We start from the raw sequence: 14,923 nt of genomic DNA, 5'->3' as shown, positions 1-14,923 counted from the left end.
TCAGGTAGTTATCCTGTTGTAAAGCATCGGAAGCCTTTCCGGCAGTGAAGCCGCATTATCGATTATAGTGTACCCTACATCTGAGAAGATGGAATCCAGATACTCTTCTGCTTCACTGTCAACGGTAATACAGAAGAAGTGCATCCCAAGTGCATTGCCCTCCTGTATTGCAACCCTTGTGTCCTCAATGGCCATCTGCCCTTCGTATTTGCCGTCAGCAAAACCAAGATCGTAAGGATCACCATCTGAAAGCAGGACAAGAAGCTTTACCCTAGCATCGATGTCCTTAAGCTTTGAAATAGAATGACGGATCGCAGCACCTAGCCTTGTGTTCATTGCAGGTTCCAGAGCGCTTATCTTGCATTCCGCATCCTCTGAGAAGTGCTCGTTGAAATCCTTTATCGTATAGAATTCAACATCGGACCTGGTATTACCGGAAAAGGCTGCTATTGCATACTTATCTCCTATGCTCTCAAGGGCCTGGGTCATTATTATAAGCGAATCTTTTTCCACATCAAGTATCCGACGACCATTTCCCAGTTTCTTCCTCGTTGATGCGCTCATGTCCAGAAGGAAAAGAGTAGCAACATCCCTCTCCCGCTTGTCCCTCCTAATGTATAAACGGTCCGTTGGATTGATACCGCACTTCCTGTCAGTAAAAGCCTCGATCAAAGCATCAAGATCAAAATCATCCCCATCCAGTTGCCTGCGTAATTTGCGGAATGATTCCGGTTTCATCATCTTGAAGATACGATTGATCAGAGTGATCTCACGTGCATAATGCTCTCTGGCCTCAAGGTAAAATTCATTGTCACTTCCTGAAGGGGATACTTCATAGACAGTGCACCAGTCGTTCTTATAATCCTGCATCCGGGAATCCCATTCATCATAACTATAACTACCAAGCACTTCCCAGTTCTTCGAATTTGCATATTCCGGCCCTTTGCCCGGTCTGCCCTCTATGAACTCTTCGTCATCCGGAAGGACTGTCTGCGGGATAAAAGATTCCATTACCTGCTCCGAAAACTCTTCACTACGAGATTGAGTGAGAGAGGACGCACCAACACCCATTCCACGATAATCAAAATTCCTTATAGGTTCATATTCCAGTAATTCCAGAGGACCAAAACGATTGGCAAGCACACCATAGATCTTAATTGATACTTCAAGTGAATCAAGTGTGGATGAATCAGGTTTGAAAACGTTATTTACAAGTATTTCATGAGAAAGATCCACAATTTCCTTGAGATCGCTCTCAATTTCAAACGATGGTTCGATACCTACAGAGTAAAGCAAAAGAGCTTCAATGAACTTTTCAATACCAAATGTATCTGGAGCTCTGTTCTGTGACATCTGCATCCTGACCTTTTCAAATTCCCGGCGCAATCCCCTGTAAAGGGATGTTGTCATGTACTCCACTCTTGCATCTTCTATAATTCCCATTATGTCAGCAGCAATGAATGGAGCTGGAAATTTTCCGATGACAGATGCAACTCTGGGAGGAACTACGCCGGAATTCCCCCCTACACATTCAGGAAACTCGCAAGGGTCCACACCCATCTTTTCGAACAGTGGAAAAATGTCTTCCAGCTCAAAAACCGAAGTTCCAAACTGGATGTGTCCCACTTCATGCATTAAACTCAACTTATAGATAGTGAAGTTCTCCTCAAAATCACCATACCCTTTAATCGTTGGTTCCAGATAGATCGTCCTGCCGGATACTATCGGATTGGGGTACTTGCTGAACTCTCCTGACAGGAAGCTCTTTGAACGTATTGTAAAATTTATCCCTGAGATTCCCACTGAGTAATACTTAAGGATCCTTGAAACACGCTTAAGTGCCACACCACTCATCAGTTTTTCAGCAAACTCCGTTGCATTCTTTGATCTCAGCGAGAAATAAGACCTGCCTCCACCACGATCTCCTTCAAAAACGGAAAGACCGTTCCGTGCCCACTCATCGAGCTCTGTAACATCAAGGTCCTTTAACAATGCAGGGGAATTCCTGAAAAAACTGAATGCCATTTCTCTGTCAATTTCAAAGACATCAAGACCTGTATGCACCCATCTTTCGATCTCCCTGGGATGTATATTGAGCAGTACATCTGACAGGATAGAGAAATAGATACCTGCAAGCATTCCGTTATTTTCTGCCAGAAGCTTTGCATTGTTGAATAATGTCGGATAGTATTTCCGATCGGTGTTCTTTAATACAGAAAGAGAACTGTGGAAATAGTCCGAGCCATAAAATGTCGATATCTGTGAAATGCTCTTCCCTATAGAGACCCACTCATCGAACTCCTCTTTTTCCAGATGAATTAGCATCTCAGGTGCATTCTCAAAAAAGCTCTCAACACACCTCCAACAGATAGTAGTTAATTGCACACCAATATCGATGAGATGTATTGTCTCTTCCTTGTCAGACCTTAGGAGATCTTTACCCAAACCCCTGAAAACCGCTTCATAGAAAGTTCTCGCAGCTTCAGGTTCAGCATGTGAAAAGAGTACTTTGCCCATTTCCACATATTCCGCAAGATCATCAATGTCGATCCTGCCAATGAACTTTGGAGTTATCTTCAGGAATAAGCTGGCAACATCACCGTTTTCAACAGCAAGTTCTCCTCCAAGATATGTCCATTTATCAAACTCGCTTTTGCTGAGTACAGCTAATGCAAGAGGTGCACTGGTAAAGAATGTAAGGAACAGCTGAAGATCAATATTCCTGAATTCCTTTGATGAAAGCAAAAGCAATTTTCTCTGGTGCTTTGGGAGAGCAGGAAGAACATTTACAGTCCCCTCAATAAGCTCGATAGCAACTCTCCATTTCCTCCCGGCAATATCCTGCACCATCGGATACCAGATGTCTAAAAGCTCCTGATCCATCAAAGACACAAGCTTTTTGATATTTTCCAGAAATACCTTCCCGACACTGGAATTCAAAGAATTAAGCTCTGTGGCCAGTTTGATCCATTCGCTGAAAGCGGTAGAACTGATATCAAGGAAAACAGGAAATGTGTCCAAGAAGTAGACATTTTCAAGGTCCTTATCCTTGTAAAGTGAAGCTTTCCAGATAGAGAACCATTCTACAAACCGGGATGGTTGTTTTCTGAAAAGTGTAAGCCATTGCAGAGGCATTTTTTCAAATTCAGCAGAGATTTCAGAGATTTCAACTTCTGACAGGTCCTCGAGCAGACCTGCTGAATCCAAGATATTAATTACATCATTAAGATGAACGACCTCCCCTTCATCCTGCGACAATTACCTTCACTCCATGATAGCTGATATGATCTCATCTATGCTTTTCTGGAGATCAGCATCATCGGTGATAGGCTTGACCATAGCGACCCTACATGCTTCCCTTGGTTCTACCCCGGACCTGATAAGCATGCCTGCATATATGAGAAGACGGGTGCTTACTCCTTCCTCAAGACCATGTTGCTTGAAATTACGTATGCGGTGTCCAATATCCACAAGTGTTCGGGCAGTTTCCTCATCCACGCCACTTTCATGAGCAACTATATCGGTTTCCAGTTCAACCGGTGGGTAGTCAAAGTCGATGGAAACAAATCTCTGCCTTGTGCTCTGCTTCAGGTCCTTCAGCACACTCTGATATCCCGGATTGTAAGAGATGGTAAGCATGAACTCAGGTGGTGCCTGGAGCACAATACCCATTTTCTCAACAGGCATAATACGCCTGTCATCTGTAAGCGGATGAATTACTACTCTCGTATCCATCCTTGCTTCCACGAACTCATCAAGGTAGCAGATAGCACCGTTCTTCAAAGCAGCTGTTAAGGGACCATCGTTCCATTCGGTTCCTTCACCTTTTATCAGGAACCTGCCAATAAGATCGTTAGCTGTCAAGTCCTCATGACAGGAGATCGTAATAAGAGGACGCCCCAGATGGTAGGCCATATATTCGATAAAACGTGTTTTCCCGCAACCGGTTGGTCCTTTGAGACTGACAGGCAGTTTATTTTCATAAGCAGCCCTGAAGATCTCGACCTCATTTCCGACAGGAACGTAGTATGGTTCTTCTTTGATAACACATTCTTCAACACGCTGCTGGGAACAGATAATATTGGTCATTGGGATCACTCTTTAACTTTTTGATATAATTTTAGTATTTAAAGTTGATAACGTTTTGCAGACGAAAGAGGTGGATCGAAAACAAAATGAGATAAAGTAAATTTTGAGTGATATCATTGAAACTTAGATGAAAATGGTATTAATTAAATCAAATAAAATAGTGAAAAGCAAAAAGAAGAAATTAAAAAAGATAATTCCTTTTGCTGAACAAGTCTGCTTAATATCAGATACACCAAATAGACCGATCAATTAATCAATCATATATGGGATAAACATTGGAAGTCCAATTATTTCATCGGTATCCTGATAAATGCCTGTCCTGAACTTGAATAGAACCCATCACATTCTTCTTCGTACATCATCTGCCCAGACTCTTCTTCCTGTTGTCCTGATTCTGAATCTCTCAAAGTTTTCCCCTCTTGTATCAGGCTTAATTGCCTGCATTTATGGGATGTATTAACATTCCCATAATAATTATGAGGAATAATTATATAAATAGATTTTGTATAAATTTCGGAAAAAACAGTATCTAAAAGAAACATCAAAAATAACTTAATTGTACCGATTTTAGAAATCCGAAATAAAAAGACAAAATGTAACGATATATCAACAAATATTCAGTTCATCTATATCATCAAAAGTGTTGATGTTGATAAATGTCTTTAACTGCGGATCTACCTCACGAATATTCTCCATTTCAACACCCACAACATCATCCAGTTCAAAGACAGGTGCAAGTATGAACCTCTTCCCTGAGCTTATCGACCTTTCGATCAAAGGTAACATCGGCTCAACACGATAGACCCCACACAATGGCTCCATGGAACCATCCGGACGCAAAGGTACCGCTGCATCATGCCCTTCTGCACACTGGAACATGAACTCAACAACTTTCGGATCAATAAAAGGCATGTCACATGCAGTCACAAAGATATATTCACCCTTTGTCGCTTTGAAGCCTTCAAGAATTCCTGCCAGGGGTCCTATGTCAGAATAGCTGTCAAGGACCATCTTTTTTCCACAGGCATGAGCCTTAAACTCTTTTTCCTGTCCTTCATCCCTGACAGATACCAGTACTTCATCAACTATATCGTCGAGTATATTGATCGTTCTTTCCAGTACGGACTTCCCTTCACAATTCATCAGGGCCTTTTCCACATTTCCAAGACGCCTTCCACGCCCGCCTGCAAGGATCAATGCTGATAGTGTCATCTTAAATTGTAATTGAGAACGATAATACAAAAAGATGTGTATAGCTTTACACAGAAATTATTAAGTCTGGAAATAACATAAATATGTTCATGAAACTGAATCCTGAATCCGAAACTATTGAGATGCTTGCAAAGACAATACTTGTTGCAGCAAGGACAGCGCCTAAAGCAAAAGGAAAGGACGATATTGTAACAGCATTACTGGAAACGGAAGATGTCGAGGTCCTTGCTTCTGCCATGGAAGAAATGCCAGACAGGAAAGGAGAAGGATTTGCATTCTTCAAACGTGATGCGCAGAATGTACGCAATGCAGATGCAGTATTACTTATCGGTTTCAAGACCGAAAGTGTCGTAGGTCTCAACTGTGGAGCCTGTGGTTTTGAAAGCTGCAAGGATATGCTCCAGCATTCAAAGGTAAATGTTGATTTTACAGGTCCGCACTGTTCTTTCAAGTACATCGACATGGGTATTGCACTGGGAAGTGCTGCTGCAAAGGCAAAGGACCTCTGTATTGACAACAGGGTAATGTACTCGGTGGGTGCCGGAGCATTGTCAGCCGGACTTCTGGATGCTGACATCGCGTGTGGAATGCCCCTCAGCATTAAGGGCAAGAACCTGTTCTTTGACAGGAAATAAGAATTCCAGAACCAAATAAAAAGATGAAAACTTCAAGGTAAAGCAACAAGAGAGAATCACAGCCGGTCAGGTAAGACCCCTGCGCCTCTCACTTCGATATTCATCCACAAGATGCTTCAATTTCTTTTCTTTTTCTTCCTGACGCTTTATCTCAGCTTCTTTCTCCCACCCATCCAGGGCTTCCTGAAGATGGGCAGGGTCCACCACTGCAAAATCGTCAACTCTCTGTATCCTGACATTTTTGAGCAAAGGTAGATTTGCCCTGAAGAAAACATCTTCTGCAGCATAGGTCACATCCGAGGAAGTGATCACAGCACGAACACCCAGTTCAACTACCATTGAAGCTGTCACTGTACTGCCACCGCTTGCATCCTGAAGGAAGATAACATCCCCTTTCTTGATGCCAAGATGGTCCTTTGTTTCTAAAATAGCCTCACGGGTAAAGGACAGAAGAATCTTTACAGGGATCCCCTCACCCTTGATCTCCATCTTTCTTATCTGCTTCAATTTCTTGATGTTGGAATGGGCCTTTTTTAATGACTTTTTAGACCTGCGCAGGTCTTTCTTCAGAACTGAGATCTTATGTTCACGTATCTCGATCTCCTTGTCCTTACGAATCTGAAGATGATTAGCTTCCCTCATCTTCTCCAGTTTAAGTTCAAGTTTTGAGATACGCTTATCCTTTGACTTCAACTCCTTCTTAAGTTCCTGGAGATAATCCCGGAGATTGCTGATCTGAGTATCTTTTAACTTAAGTTTCTCTGAAATTTTCCTGTCCCTTTCTTTAGTATCTTCATCAGGAGTTTCCAATACCTTCACAGGTTTCTTCTCGGGAACCGGCACCCCGGAAACTTTCTCGATAGCTTCACCTATGGAAGCACCCTGGATCACATACAGTTTTATCTTATCCATGTCCAGATGCGGAGGTGCTTTCTTCTCAACACGCGAGAACATGTTCTTGTAATTACGGTAAGCATAAAGAGCCGCAGCAAGAGAGTCACGTTCATGGTCATTGGAATAGCCATAGGGCCTCCCAAGGGCGATCTTCTCCTCAGAGGAAATTTCCGTTGAAGGCGTACTTATCACAGCATTGAAACTGCGCCGGATCCGCTCCACAGAACCCGGAGTTGGTGTGACATCCGTAGCAATGACCGCCGGTTTCCCATATTCCGCAATAAGCTTGACAACTTCATCATGGGAAATGCCACGAACACTTTTCAAGAGCAGAAGCTCAGCATCGAACGAGAGTATAGCTATTCCTACCGTGGTGCCGGGGTCGATACCCACAATAGTAGGGCGCCTTTTGACCCTGGTCAAAGGAGTATACTGGATCTTATCACGCACCACGTTGCTTACACGGATCTGGGCATCCGCAGTGGAACCGGAACCAACCGGAACCTGATTCCTCTTTGCATATACCGTGAACTCAGCACGCACATAACCTCCGAATCCACTGGATATCCTGCTTGTATACGTATATCCGTGTTCTTTTGAAGCTTTCTTCAATATCGCCTCAACCTCGCGACTCCTTTCCCTCACAGCCCCATGAACCTTACGACGATATCTGTTCTGGCTCCAGCCTCCACGTCCGAGCGACCTGGCACGACTTACCTTGATCTTCGTGATATCTTCAAAAAGGGATACTTCAGAGCCAACCCCCATACTTGCAAGACGCGCACATGTTTCTGCCTCCTCGTTGGGATTAAACTGGTTGAAGGATAGTCCATTTTCCTTTGCAAGATGTAAAAGGGATTTCTTATGCAGGCCCCCTGTAACCTGTACAAGCCGGACACCTTCAGGAAGCTTCTCAAGAAAACGCACAAGCTCCTTCTTGCTAGGAGCCAGTTCAAAAATGTTGTCCACTGCGATATATTCAGGATGGTCTTCGCGAACCATCTTCAATATACGCGGAAGGCGCACCATTTTATGATGGGTTACCTCCCCCACTTTCAGCACAGCAACTGCATACCTTGGTAACTCCCTGGCCCTGGAGGAGCCTTTTGCGATGTCTATGCCGAATATTACCCCACTTTCCATAAACATAACAATTAAAATTGGGAGACTATAGCATATAACTATAGCATATAGATCATTCTTCTTTTATAGAACGCAAGACCTCACCCAGATCCTCCCCAAGATTGTACTTCCGCCTGAAGTGTGTCAACACGTTGGACACATCCCTCTCAAGCAACTCATCCGCATGCGGATGGTCCACTGTAACATACTGAGGCCAGTCTATGAACTCCACGCCTTCATCACTTACGAAGATATTGTACTCACTAAGATCGGAATGTATTATTCCAAGGGAATAAACGACTTTTATCTGTGAAAGGATCTCATTGAGAACCCATTCCGGTTCAAGAAGTCTGGTCTTTACAAGGATGCTTCCCTTTGCAGGAGCCATGACAATTGCATGCCTGTTGTGATCAAGCGGTTTAGGTATTGAAACCTTGTCATATAATGTCTGCATGATATCATACTCCCTTTTGGCAGCAAGCCTGGCTGCATATATCCAGGAGAAGTGTTCACGGTCAACAAGGTGGTCACGCACTCTTTTTACGCGTTTGAAGCTTGTCCTTCCTTCCCTGTGGAACTTGATGATAACAGGTATAGGGTCTGCAATGGCAAGCTCGGGTTCCCTGATAGCTTCATGGACCACTGATTCCTTGCCAACACCGATCTCATCACCTATGGCACTGACACTACCCCTTTTGACAAATGTGTTCAATGCAAGTGCATCATAGCCGTCAAAATAGATCTGATAGCCCTCATAGGGAGTTTTCGTACCCACTACCATGTTGGATCTGAAAAGCCTGAGAAGCTTGAACTCAAGTTTATCGAAAGAAAGTTTGGTATATTTACGGATCTCTTCGAGGGGGACCCATTCAAAATTTTTCATCCCGATCTCAATACCGGTCAGAATTCGGAGGTCTTTGCTATCCAGCTTCCTGAAGACCTTGAGTACATCGTCTATCATCGGCAGTAATTGTCCTGAATATTAAAGAGCTTTTTGTTGCCAGATCAAAAATGAGAAGAAAAGGACCTTATGCCATCATGATATACGCTTTTTCGCCTCTTCCACCTCATCGATGATGCCAGGGTATTCACGGAAGACAGAAAGGATATCAAGAGCTGCCACCAGGTCCACGAGACCAAGAGCACCTAAAACTTCACCTTCATTTGACCTGATCGGGACCACGACCACAGCTTTACCCTTATAGACACCTTCCATAGGAACTTTCCTGATGATCGTATTCTTTTCCAGTACCTCTTCAAGAACAGGACCAGTATAATCATCATCGATTATCTGACCTTTCTCCATTCGGAGCCCATGGAAGCTTTTGCTTCGGATAGTAGTAGGGATCCCCAGAAGCGAATGAACCGCTTCCGCAATTGGTTTAAGGTCTTCTGAAGTTGAATCCTGACAAATCTTCAAACACATCATTTATTACATCCCACCTGAAATTAAAAGATTAAGTTATTAGTTTTTAACGTATTTCTAAAGGGTAAGACCACAGAAATATCTATTTATTCACCCTTGTGGTTCATATTGGATACATACTCATAAGCACCGAATGCCGCAATCGCACCATCGCTGGCAGCAGTGATCACCTGACGCAGGATAGCTGTCCTGCAATCTCCAACTGCAAATATACCATCCACTGATGTAGCCATTTTCTCATCTGTCACAATGAATCCGTAATCGTCTTTTTCAACATCAGTAAATTCAGTGTTAGGCTCAACACCCACATAGATGAAGACACCATCAATGGGACTTATCCATACTTCATCGGAAACGGTATTTTGAAGTACAGCCTCCCTGACAACGGAATCACCGATGATCTCCTCAAGGACCGTGTCCCATGAGAATTCTATATTCGGCTTCGCAAAGGCCCTGTCCTGGAGTACCTGTGATGCCCGAAGCTCATCCCTGCGATGTACTACACAGACAGAAGCAGCAATATCTGAAAGGATCAAGGCATCAGTAATTGCAGACTCGCCTCCACCCACAACGAGTACATTGCGACCTTTGAAGAAAGGACCGTCACAGGTAGCACAATATGAAACACCTTTTCCACGGAACTCTTCCTCCCCGGGAACTCCGAGATGTCGCGGGTTTGCACCAGTGGCAATTATAACACTGAGCGTCTCCAGATCTCCGGAATCCGTACTGACGATCTTACGATCACCCTCTGATCGGATTCCAAGAATTTCCCTGCTCTCAACTACCACACCGGCTGCTTTTGCATGTTCGGAGAACTTATCCATCAGGTCCATACCACTTATAGAAGGAAAACCCGGATAGTTCTCTACTTCACCAGTGGTCGATATCTGACCACTGACAAATCCTTTCTCAAGAACGAGTGTGTTCAACCCGTAACGAACCGCATATATTCCGGCAGACAGACCTCCCGGACCGCCACCTACAATGATTAGATCATAAACCACTTGAACTACCCCATCAGGATATTTTCAAAAGCGCTTCTTCCCTGCCAGGGACGCCTATAAAAGCGACCTCACCATCGATTATAGTTGTTGGAACAGACATGATCGAATACTTTCCCGAGAGTGCTTCGCCCTCCGGAGTATCAATATCTATATCCTCATAATCAAAGTCATGTTCAGATCTGAGATCGTTCCATAACTTTTTAGCAGCAGGACAAACGTGACACCACGAAGCATGAACAAGAGTTACTTTTACCATAAACAACCTCCCCTAGTTTGTTAACAACAGAATATAATATGTAACTCATCTTTTAAAAATACACACTAAAAAGTGAAAAATGAAAAGGTTTACAAACCCTTTCCATCTTTACTGAACATTAAGCCAGATCGGGTCAAGCTGTCCGGAATATCGGGCACCAGCGTATTCGAAAACGACCATTGGCTCTTCCATGGCCACCCAACCAGGAATCGAAGGCGTGACATTCCATGTCTTCTTGACAGTCTCACCCGGACCAATGCTGCCAAATGCTAATGCAGGCTTCTTCACTTTAACAGTTCCCGGGAAATTGGCAATGATCGTTAAGTTATCATATGGCTGCTGCGAGAAGTTCTTGACCCACACATCAACTACTGCCTTCGAGCCTGCAGAATACTGGGGAGCCGGTGCGAACTTAATGAACTGTGCAAGTGCTTCCTTTTCCACCGGGACAGCAGTAGATATATCCAGCACAGGAGTACCGGAACCTCCCTTCGACTTGTCCTTTTTGTTCAGGTATAACCCCAGAACCAACACAGCAATTGTTACTCCTGAAATAAGAGGAATATTATTAACAATAGGATCAAGCGGTGTAGCGGGAACTTCTACATTTTCAAGCGTCTCAGAAGCAGATATCGGCCCATCAAGATTTACTTTTGTAATGACCCAGAGGGCACCAACTTTCTGAACCCTGAAGTGTATTAGTTTTTGTTCCGTGCCAGCAGCTTTATTCTTTTCAAAACGCGTAACCTCACATACTGCAGTTGTATAACCAACATCCCTATCCACTGTAGTATCCTTCAGTTCGAACTGCTGTATGGAGCCTGTTAAAATGTCCTTGTTCTTGAATTTGATCTCCAGTGTAGCAGGTACAAGGAAATCCTTCCCTTCATAATAAGAGAATGCAGTGTCAATGTCGCCCTCATTGAACGAGGTCAGAAATGAAGTGACAGTTTCGTTTACCGCTTCATCAGAACCTGAACCCAGACATCCGCTACAGGCAACAAGTAATAGGACCATGCACATCAATGCACAGAAAAACGTTTTTTCCAACAATACCACCATATGAAAATAACTCCTTGTATAAGCTATGCATTTATTAATATGCATACAACTATATACAATTTTCATCACGTTATTTTTTTAGCTTACTGACTTAAAGCTAATATAAAGAACAAGTATAAATTAATAGCCACAAAAGAATGTAAATTTCTAATTAAATCTCTTAAAAATAAAAAAGAATAAGGTGAATTAATTCACCTTATGGCCAGAGGCCGATGCTTGTGTCTACACCAAAGGATGGTGCTGTGAACTCAGCACTGGTTGGTGAACCTGCTTCCGGTGTCATCAGTATGCTGAGTGTTGATCTTGGCTCAATTGTAAGACCAGTGTCATCAAGATCATTAGTTGTAGTGATATCACTGCCAACATTCTTGTTTCCTGCTGAATCTGCGGATACAGTGGAGATGTAGATTGTAACAAGATCTCCCTGGGTCATAATTGGGCTACCCTGTGAGAAAGACTCATCTTCATCCCTTATCTTCTCAACAGTAAAGAAATACTTACCGTTGTCACCATTAGCAGCAGTTGTGTTGTTTGAAAGTAACTGAACTGTGTTTTGTAAACCGGTGTTATCTGAATCGAAACCAGTCATAGCAGTAACATATGTTTTGTCGTTGCCAGCATAGACCAAATCGTTCGTATTCGTACCATCGGTCACAGTAATGACAACCTGATTAAGATCGATGTCAGAGCTACCAATGTTAAGTGCTACTTTGAGCTTAAGAAGGTCAACGGTGTCAGCTAAACCATCAGTGTCATTAGACCTTACACCTTCAATGCTCTTGAGCATCATGTTGGATGATACTTCCTGAGCAGCTTGTTTACCAGTTGACTGTGCTCTTTCCTGAAGAACACCGGAGGTCTGGATCAATACCGCGGCAGCTACAGCAGCTACCAATACCATTGCGATGAAGATAATAAGGGTGCCTATACCTACCTGTGCACGCTCATCTTTTTTCATCAGATATCTGTTTGCTTTCATTTATTCATCTCCTCATAGGTTAAATTAGATCATTGGAATTTTATCTTATCATGTATTTTTCGTTCACGTTCAGAGTCGGGATCATAAACGTTGAAAACGTCTGGGATCCTTTTTCCGGGGTCATCTGAATATCCACAGTTGTCCTTGAATTAAGGGTCAAACCGGAATCTTTCAGACTTGTGCCGGGTTCTGTAGCGTTGAAATCTCCGAGGTATGTGTAATTCACTGCATCAGAACTGGCAGTTCCGATATAGATGATAGCAATATCTCCTGAGTTCAGTACAGGTGTCGAGGCAGCTAAGGAATTGTCCTCATCCCTCATTCTTTCGACTGTGAAGAAGGAGGCGATGTTTGGTCCTGCAACCTCGTGAGTGTTATTCAGCAGTTCTGAAAGGTCACCGGTTTTAACATCGCCTGTAAAACCATCCATTTCGCTGCCGTATAACATAGTATTACTTCCATAGACCAGATCATTTGTCACCTGACCATCTGAAATCGTAATAATAAGGGTACTAAGATCAACTTCAGTAGTGCCAACATTCAAACCCATTCTTATCTTGAGCAGGTCAATGGAATCGGACATGTTCGATCCCGTGTCCTTTGCCCGGATACCTTCAATACCTATTATTTTCAGGTTGGAAGATATTTCCTCAGTTGCCTGGGTACCAGTAGCCTGTGCCTTTTGCTGAAGGACACCGGAGGTCTGGATGAGTACACCGGCAGCTACAGAAGCCACAAGGATCATGGCGAGGAAGATAATAAGGGTTCCAATACCAACCTGTCCGCAGGAATCTTTTCTCATAAACTTTCCAGATTTCATATTGGCTCTCCAAATTACGATTAATGGGTTGGTATCAGGTACTCAATAACATATGTGTTCAAGTTTAAACATGAACAAACAATGCTATATAGTACAGGAAGATATTATTATCATAATGAGTATGAGACATCTATTATAAATACTCTCCGGTTTGAAATTTCAAACAAAGAACATGCTCAAAACAAACAAATTGAATATTTTTATATCAAAAAGTCATTGTTTATTTAAGAAAGGGGAATAGGATGAGTGCAGGACTGCTTCTAAACATAATGATCTGCTTTGCTATCGCAATTGTCTCTTTTACATTTGCTGCAGTGATCACAAAAAACAAGCCATTATGGAACAATAAAACAAAACCATCACTCCGAGCATTGATAGCCCTGTGGACACTTGTAGCAATAACATATTTTTTCACAGCATTGCGTATGATAGCTGCTTACGCACATAATGTAGAACTTGACATGTCTGTGTATTATTTAGCAGCAATACCCTTCGCATTTATTTCTGTACCATTGGTATATACTTTAATGTATATTCTTACAGGAAGCAAGCAGACAAGCGGATTTACCGGACTGGCTTTCTCTACTTTCGGATTAGCATACCTGATGCTCCTGTTCAGCCAGGGAGTAATGGAACCACGGGTCTCATACTGGTCATCCCTCATCACAGTAAATAGCGATATTGCGATCAATATATACCTTGCAGGATTGTTCATACTACCGACTGCCATGATATTGGGGATCATGACATTGATATTCCTCAGGAAGGTTTCAAAAAAGCAACTTTATCATACAACATTATTACTTGTATCGATATCATTTGTAATCGATTTCATGCTCATAGATATGATCACGAACATCGATGTTATGCAACTTGTTGCAAGGATATTCGTCCTGATCGGAACGATCTTAGCATATCTTTCCTATTTCCCCCCACTTACACTGCAAGAAAGACTTGGGATCGAAGAAAAGCACTACGAACCCTACGATGAAATGGACGAGTTTGATCCTGAGGTAGATGTAAATGCCTGATAAGATCAATTTGGATTTTGAGAAAGAGGTTGCTGGGTTTTATCAGTCACTTGGTGTCAACCAGGGACCAGGAGACATTCAATATCGTATTATCCTGCTGGTACTGAAGAAGAATGAGGGGAAGATCACAGAATTTGCGGAGATCAGAAAATATACTGACAAGGTTGCCGATCGCGGAAGCATTGGGAGCAAGATGAAAACTGTTTTCCAGTTTGAAGGCCTTGCTGAAAAAGTACAGCGTGGTGGGTACGTCATTACAGACAAAGGACTTATAGCTGCAAACTTTTTAAAGGAAACTTCGGTGTTCTACAAAAGGACAAAGAAGATGCAGACAATGCTTGAACGTCTTCCATAATCCGCAAAACGTATATACCATTAAATGTATGTACA

At 42.8% G+C, this 14,923-nt stretch carries 14 protein-coding genes; 3 read left to right on the top strand and 11 right to left on the bottom strand.

The genetic code is table 11. From position 1 onward, the window contains the following. From E7X56_RS02095 to E7X56_RS02085, 3 genes are all read right to left on the bottom strand, one after another. Positions 1–3,258, bottom strand: a complete 3,258-nt coding sequence (locus E7X56_RS02095) for a nitric oxide reductase activation protein NorD (protein WP_135604417.1) — start codon at positions 3,256–3,258, stop codon at positions 1–3. Positions 3,259–3,264: 6 nt separating this feature from the next. Next, complete coding sequence (locus E7X56_RS02090) at positions 3,265–4,089, bottom strand: CbbQ/NirQ/NorQ/GpvN family protein (protein WP_135604415.1); 825 nt, start codon at positions 4,087–4,089, stop codon at positions 3,265–3,267. A gap of 606 nt (positions 4,090–4,695) precedes the next feature. Continuing rightward, on the bottom strand, positions 4,696–5,301 hold the full coding sequence (locus tag E7X56_RS02085; RefSeq protein ID WP_135604413.1) for a molybdenum cofactor guanylyltransferase: 606 nt from the start codon (positions 5,299–5,301) through the stop codon (positions 4,696–4,698). Positions 5,302–5,390: 89 nt separating this feature from the next. Here E7X56_RS02085 and E7X56_RS02080 point away from each other — a divergent pair, with 89 nt between their 5' ends. Then, positions 5,391–5,936 (top strand): ferredoxin domain-containing protein, encoded by a 546-nt coding sequence (locus tag E7X56_RS02080; protein ID WP_135604411.1) that lies wholly within the window; start codon positions 5,391–5,393, stop codon positions 5,934–5,936. Between the two features lie 66 nt (positions 5,937–6,002). Here the strand turns inward: E7X56_RS02080 and E7X56_RS02075 are convergent, their stop codons facing one another. The 8 genes from E7X56_RS02075 to E7X56_RS02040 form a co-directional block, all read right to left on the bottom strand. Continuing rightward, entirely contained in the window at positions 6,003–7,979 is a 1,977-nt protein-coding gene (locus E7X56_RS02075) for a DUF460 domain-containing protein (protein WP_135604409.1), read from the bottom strand. Positions 7,980–8,025: 46 nt separating this feature from the next. Continuing rightward, on the bottom strand, positions 8,026–8,913 hold the full coding sequence (locus E7X56_RS02070; RefSeq protein ID WP_135604407.1) for a serine/threonine-protein kinase RIO2: 888 nt from the start codon (positions 8,911–8,913) through the stop codon (positions 8,026–8,028). Between the two features lie 75 nt (positions 8,914–8,988). Further along, positions 8,989–9,381, bottom strand: a complete 393-nt coding sequence (locus E7X56_RS02065) for a DUF2111 domain-containing protein (RefSeq protein ID WP_135604406.1) — start codon at positions 9,379–9,381, stop codon at positions 8,989–8,991. A gap of 83 nt (positions 9,382–9,464) precedes the next feature. Then, the gene (trxB, locus tag E7X56_RS02060) at positions 9,465–10,385 is read right to left on the bottom strand and encodes a thioredoxin-disulfide reductase (RefSeq protein WP_135604403.1); all 921 of its coding nucleotides are present in this window, start codon (positions 10,383–10,385) and stop codon (positions 9,465–9,467) included. Between the two features lie 13 nt (positions 10,386–10,398). Further along, positions 10,399–10,641, bottom strand: coding sequence for a thioredoxin family protein (locus E7X56_RS02055; RefSeq protein WP_135604400.1), 243 nt, complete (start codon positions 10,639–10,641; stop codon positions 10,399–10,401). 108 nt (positions 10,642–10,749) lie between these two features. Beyond that, positions 10,750–11,691 (bottom strand): hypothetical protein, encoded by a 942-nt coding sequence (locus E7X56_RS02050; protein WP_135604399.1) that lies wholly within the window; start codon positions 11,689–11,691, stop codon positions 10,750–10,752. 208 nt (positions 11,692–11,899) lie between these two features. Continuing rightward, a complete protein-coding gene (locus tag E7X56_RS02045) occupies positions 11,900–12,682 on the bottom strand; it encodes an archaellin/type IV pilin N-terminal domain-containing protein (protein ID WP_135604397.1) in 783 nt (260 codons plus the stop codon). 40 nt (positions 12,683–12,722) lie between these two features. Beyond that, on the bottom strand, positions 12,723–13,502 hold the full coding sequence (locus E7X56_RS02040) for an archaellin/type IV pilin N-terminal domain-containing protein (RefSeq protein WP_135604395.1): 780 nt from the start codon (positions 13,500–13,502) through the stop codon (positions 12,723–12,725). Between the two features lie 242 nt (positions 13,503–13,744). Here E7X56_RS02040 and E7X56_RS02035 point away from each other — a divergent pair, with 242 nt between their 5' ends. Together E7X56_RS02035 and E7X56_RS02030 are read left to right on the top strand one after the other, a co-directional pair. Further along, positions 13,745–14,533 (top strand): hypothetical protein, encoded by a 789-nt coding sequence (locus E7X56_RS02035; RefSeq protein ID WP_135604393.1) that lies wholly within the window; start codon positions 13,745–13,747, stop codon positions 14,531–14,533. Beyond that, positions 14,526–14,888, top strand: a complete 363-nt coding sequence (locus tag E7X56_RS02030; protein WP_135604391.1) for a hypothetical protein — start codon at positions 14,526–14,528, stop codon at positions 14,886–14,888. Before E7X56_RS02035 ends, E7X56_RS02030 begins: the two co-directional genes overlap by 8 nt. The last annotated feature ends 35 nt before the right edge of the window (positions 14,889–14,923 follow it).

The sequence above is a fragment of the Methanococcoides sp. NM1 genome (genome assembly GCF_900774285.1).
In the GTDB taxonomy this organism is placed as follows: domain Archaea; phylum Halobacteriota; class Methanosarcinia; order Methanosarcinales; family Methanosarcinaceae; genus Methanococcoides; species Methanococcoides vulcani.
This window is presented reverse-complemented; position numbering and strand designations above follow the sequence as displayed.

Excerpts from the sequence above, each read along its gene's own strand:
- E7X56_RS02035 (WP_135604393.1), top strand. The coding sequence starts at position 13,745 with ATGAGTGCAGGACTGCTTCTAAACATAATGATCTGCTTTGCTATCGCA.
- E7X56_RS02065 (WP_135604406.1), bottom strand. The coding sequence starts at position 9,381 with ATGATGTGTTTGAAGATTTGTCAGGATTCAACTTCAGAAGACCTTAAA.
- E7X56_RS02040 (WP_135604395.1), bottom strand. The coding sequence starts at position 13,502 with ATGAAATCTGGAAAGTTTATGAGAAAAGATTCCTGCGGACAGGTTGGT.
- E7X56_RS02055 (WP_135604400.1), bottom strand. The coding sequence starts at position 10,641 with ATGGTAAAAGTAACTCTTGTTCATGCTTCGTGGTGTCACGTTTGTCCT.
- E7X56_RS02075 (WP_135604409.1), bottom strand. The coding sequence starts at position 7,979 with ATGTTTATGGAAAGTGGGGTAATATTCGGCATAGACATCGCAAAAGGC.
- E7X56_RS02070 (WP_135604407.1), bottom strand. The coding sequence starts at position 8,913 with ATGATAGACGATGTACTCAAGGTCTTCAGGAAGCTGGATAGCAAAGAC.
- E7X56_RS02045 (WP_135604397.1), bottom strand. The coding sequence starts at position 12,682 with ATGAAAGCAAACAGATATCTGATGAAAAAAGATGAGCGTGCACAGGTA.
- E7X56_RS02080 (WP_135604411.1), top strand. The coding sequence starts at position 5,391 with ATGAAACTGAATCCTGAATCCGAAACTATTGAGATGCTTGCAAAGACA.
- E7X56_RS02085 (WP_135604413.1), bottom strand. The coding sequence starts at position 5,301 with ATGACACTATCAGCATTGATCCTTGCAGGCGGGCGTGGAAGGCGTCTT.
- E7X56_RS02030 (WP_135604391.1), top strand. The coding sequence starts at position 14,526 with ATGCCTGATAAGATCAATTTGGATTTTGAGAAAGAGGTTGCTGGGTTT.
- E7X56_RS02090 (WP_135604415.1), bottom strand. The coding sequence starts at position 4,089 with ATGACCAATATTATCTGTTCCCAGCAGCGTGTTGAAGAATGTGTTATC.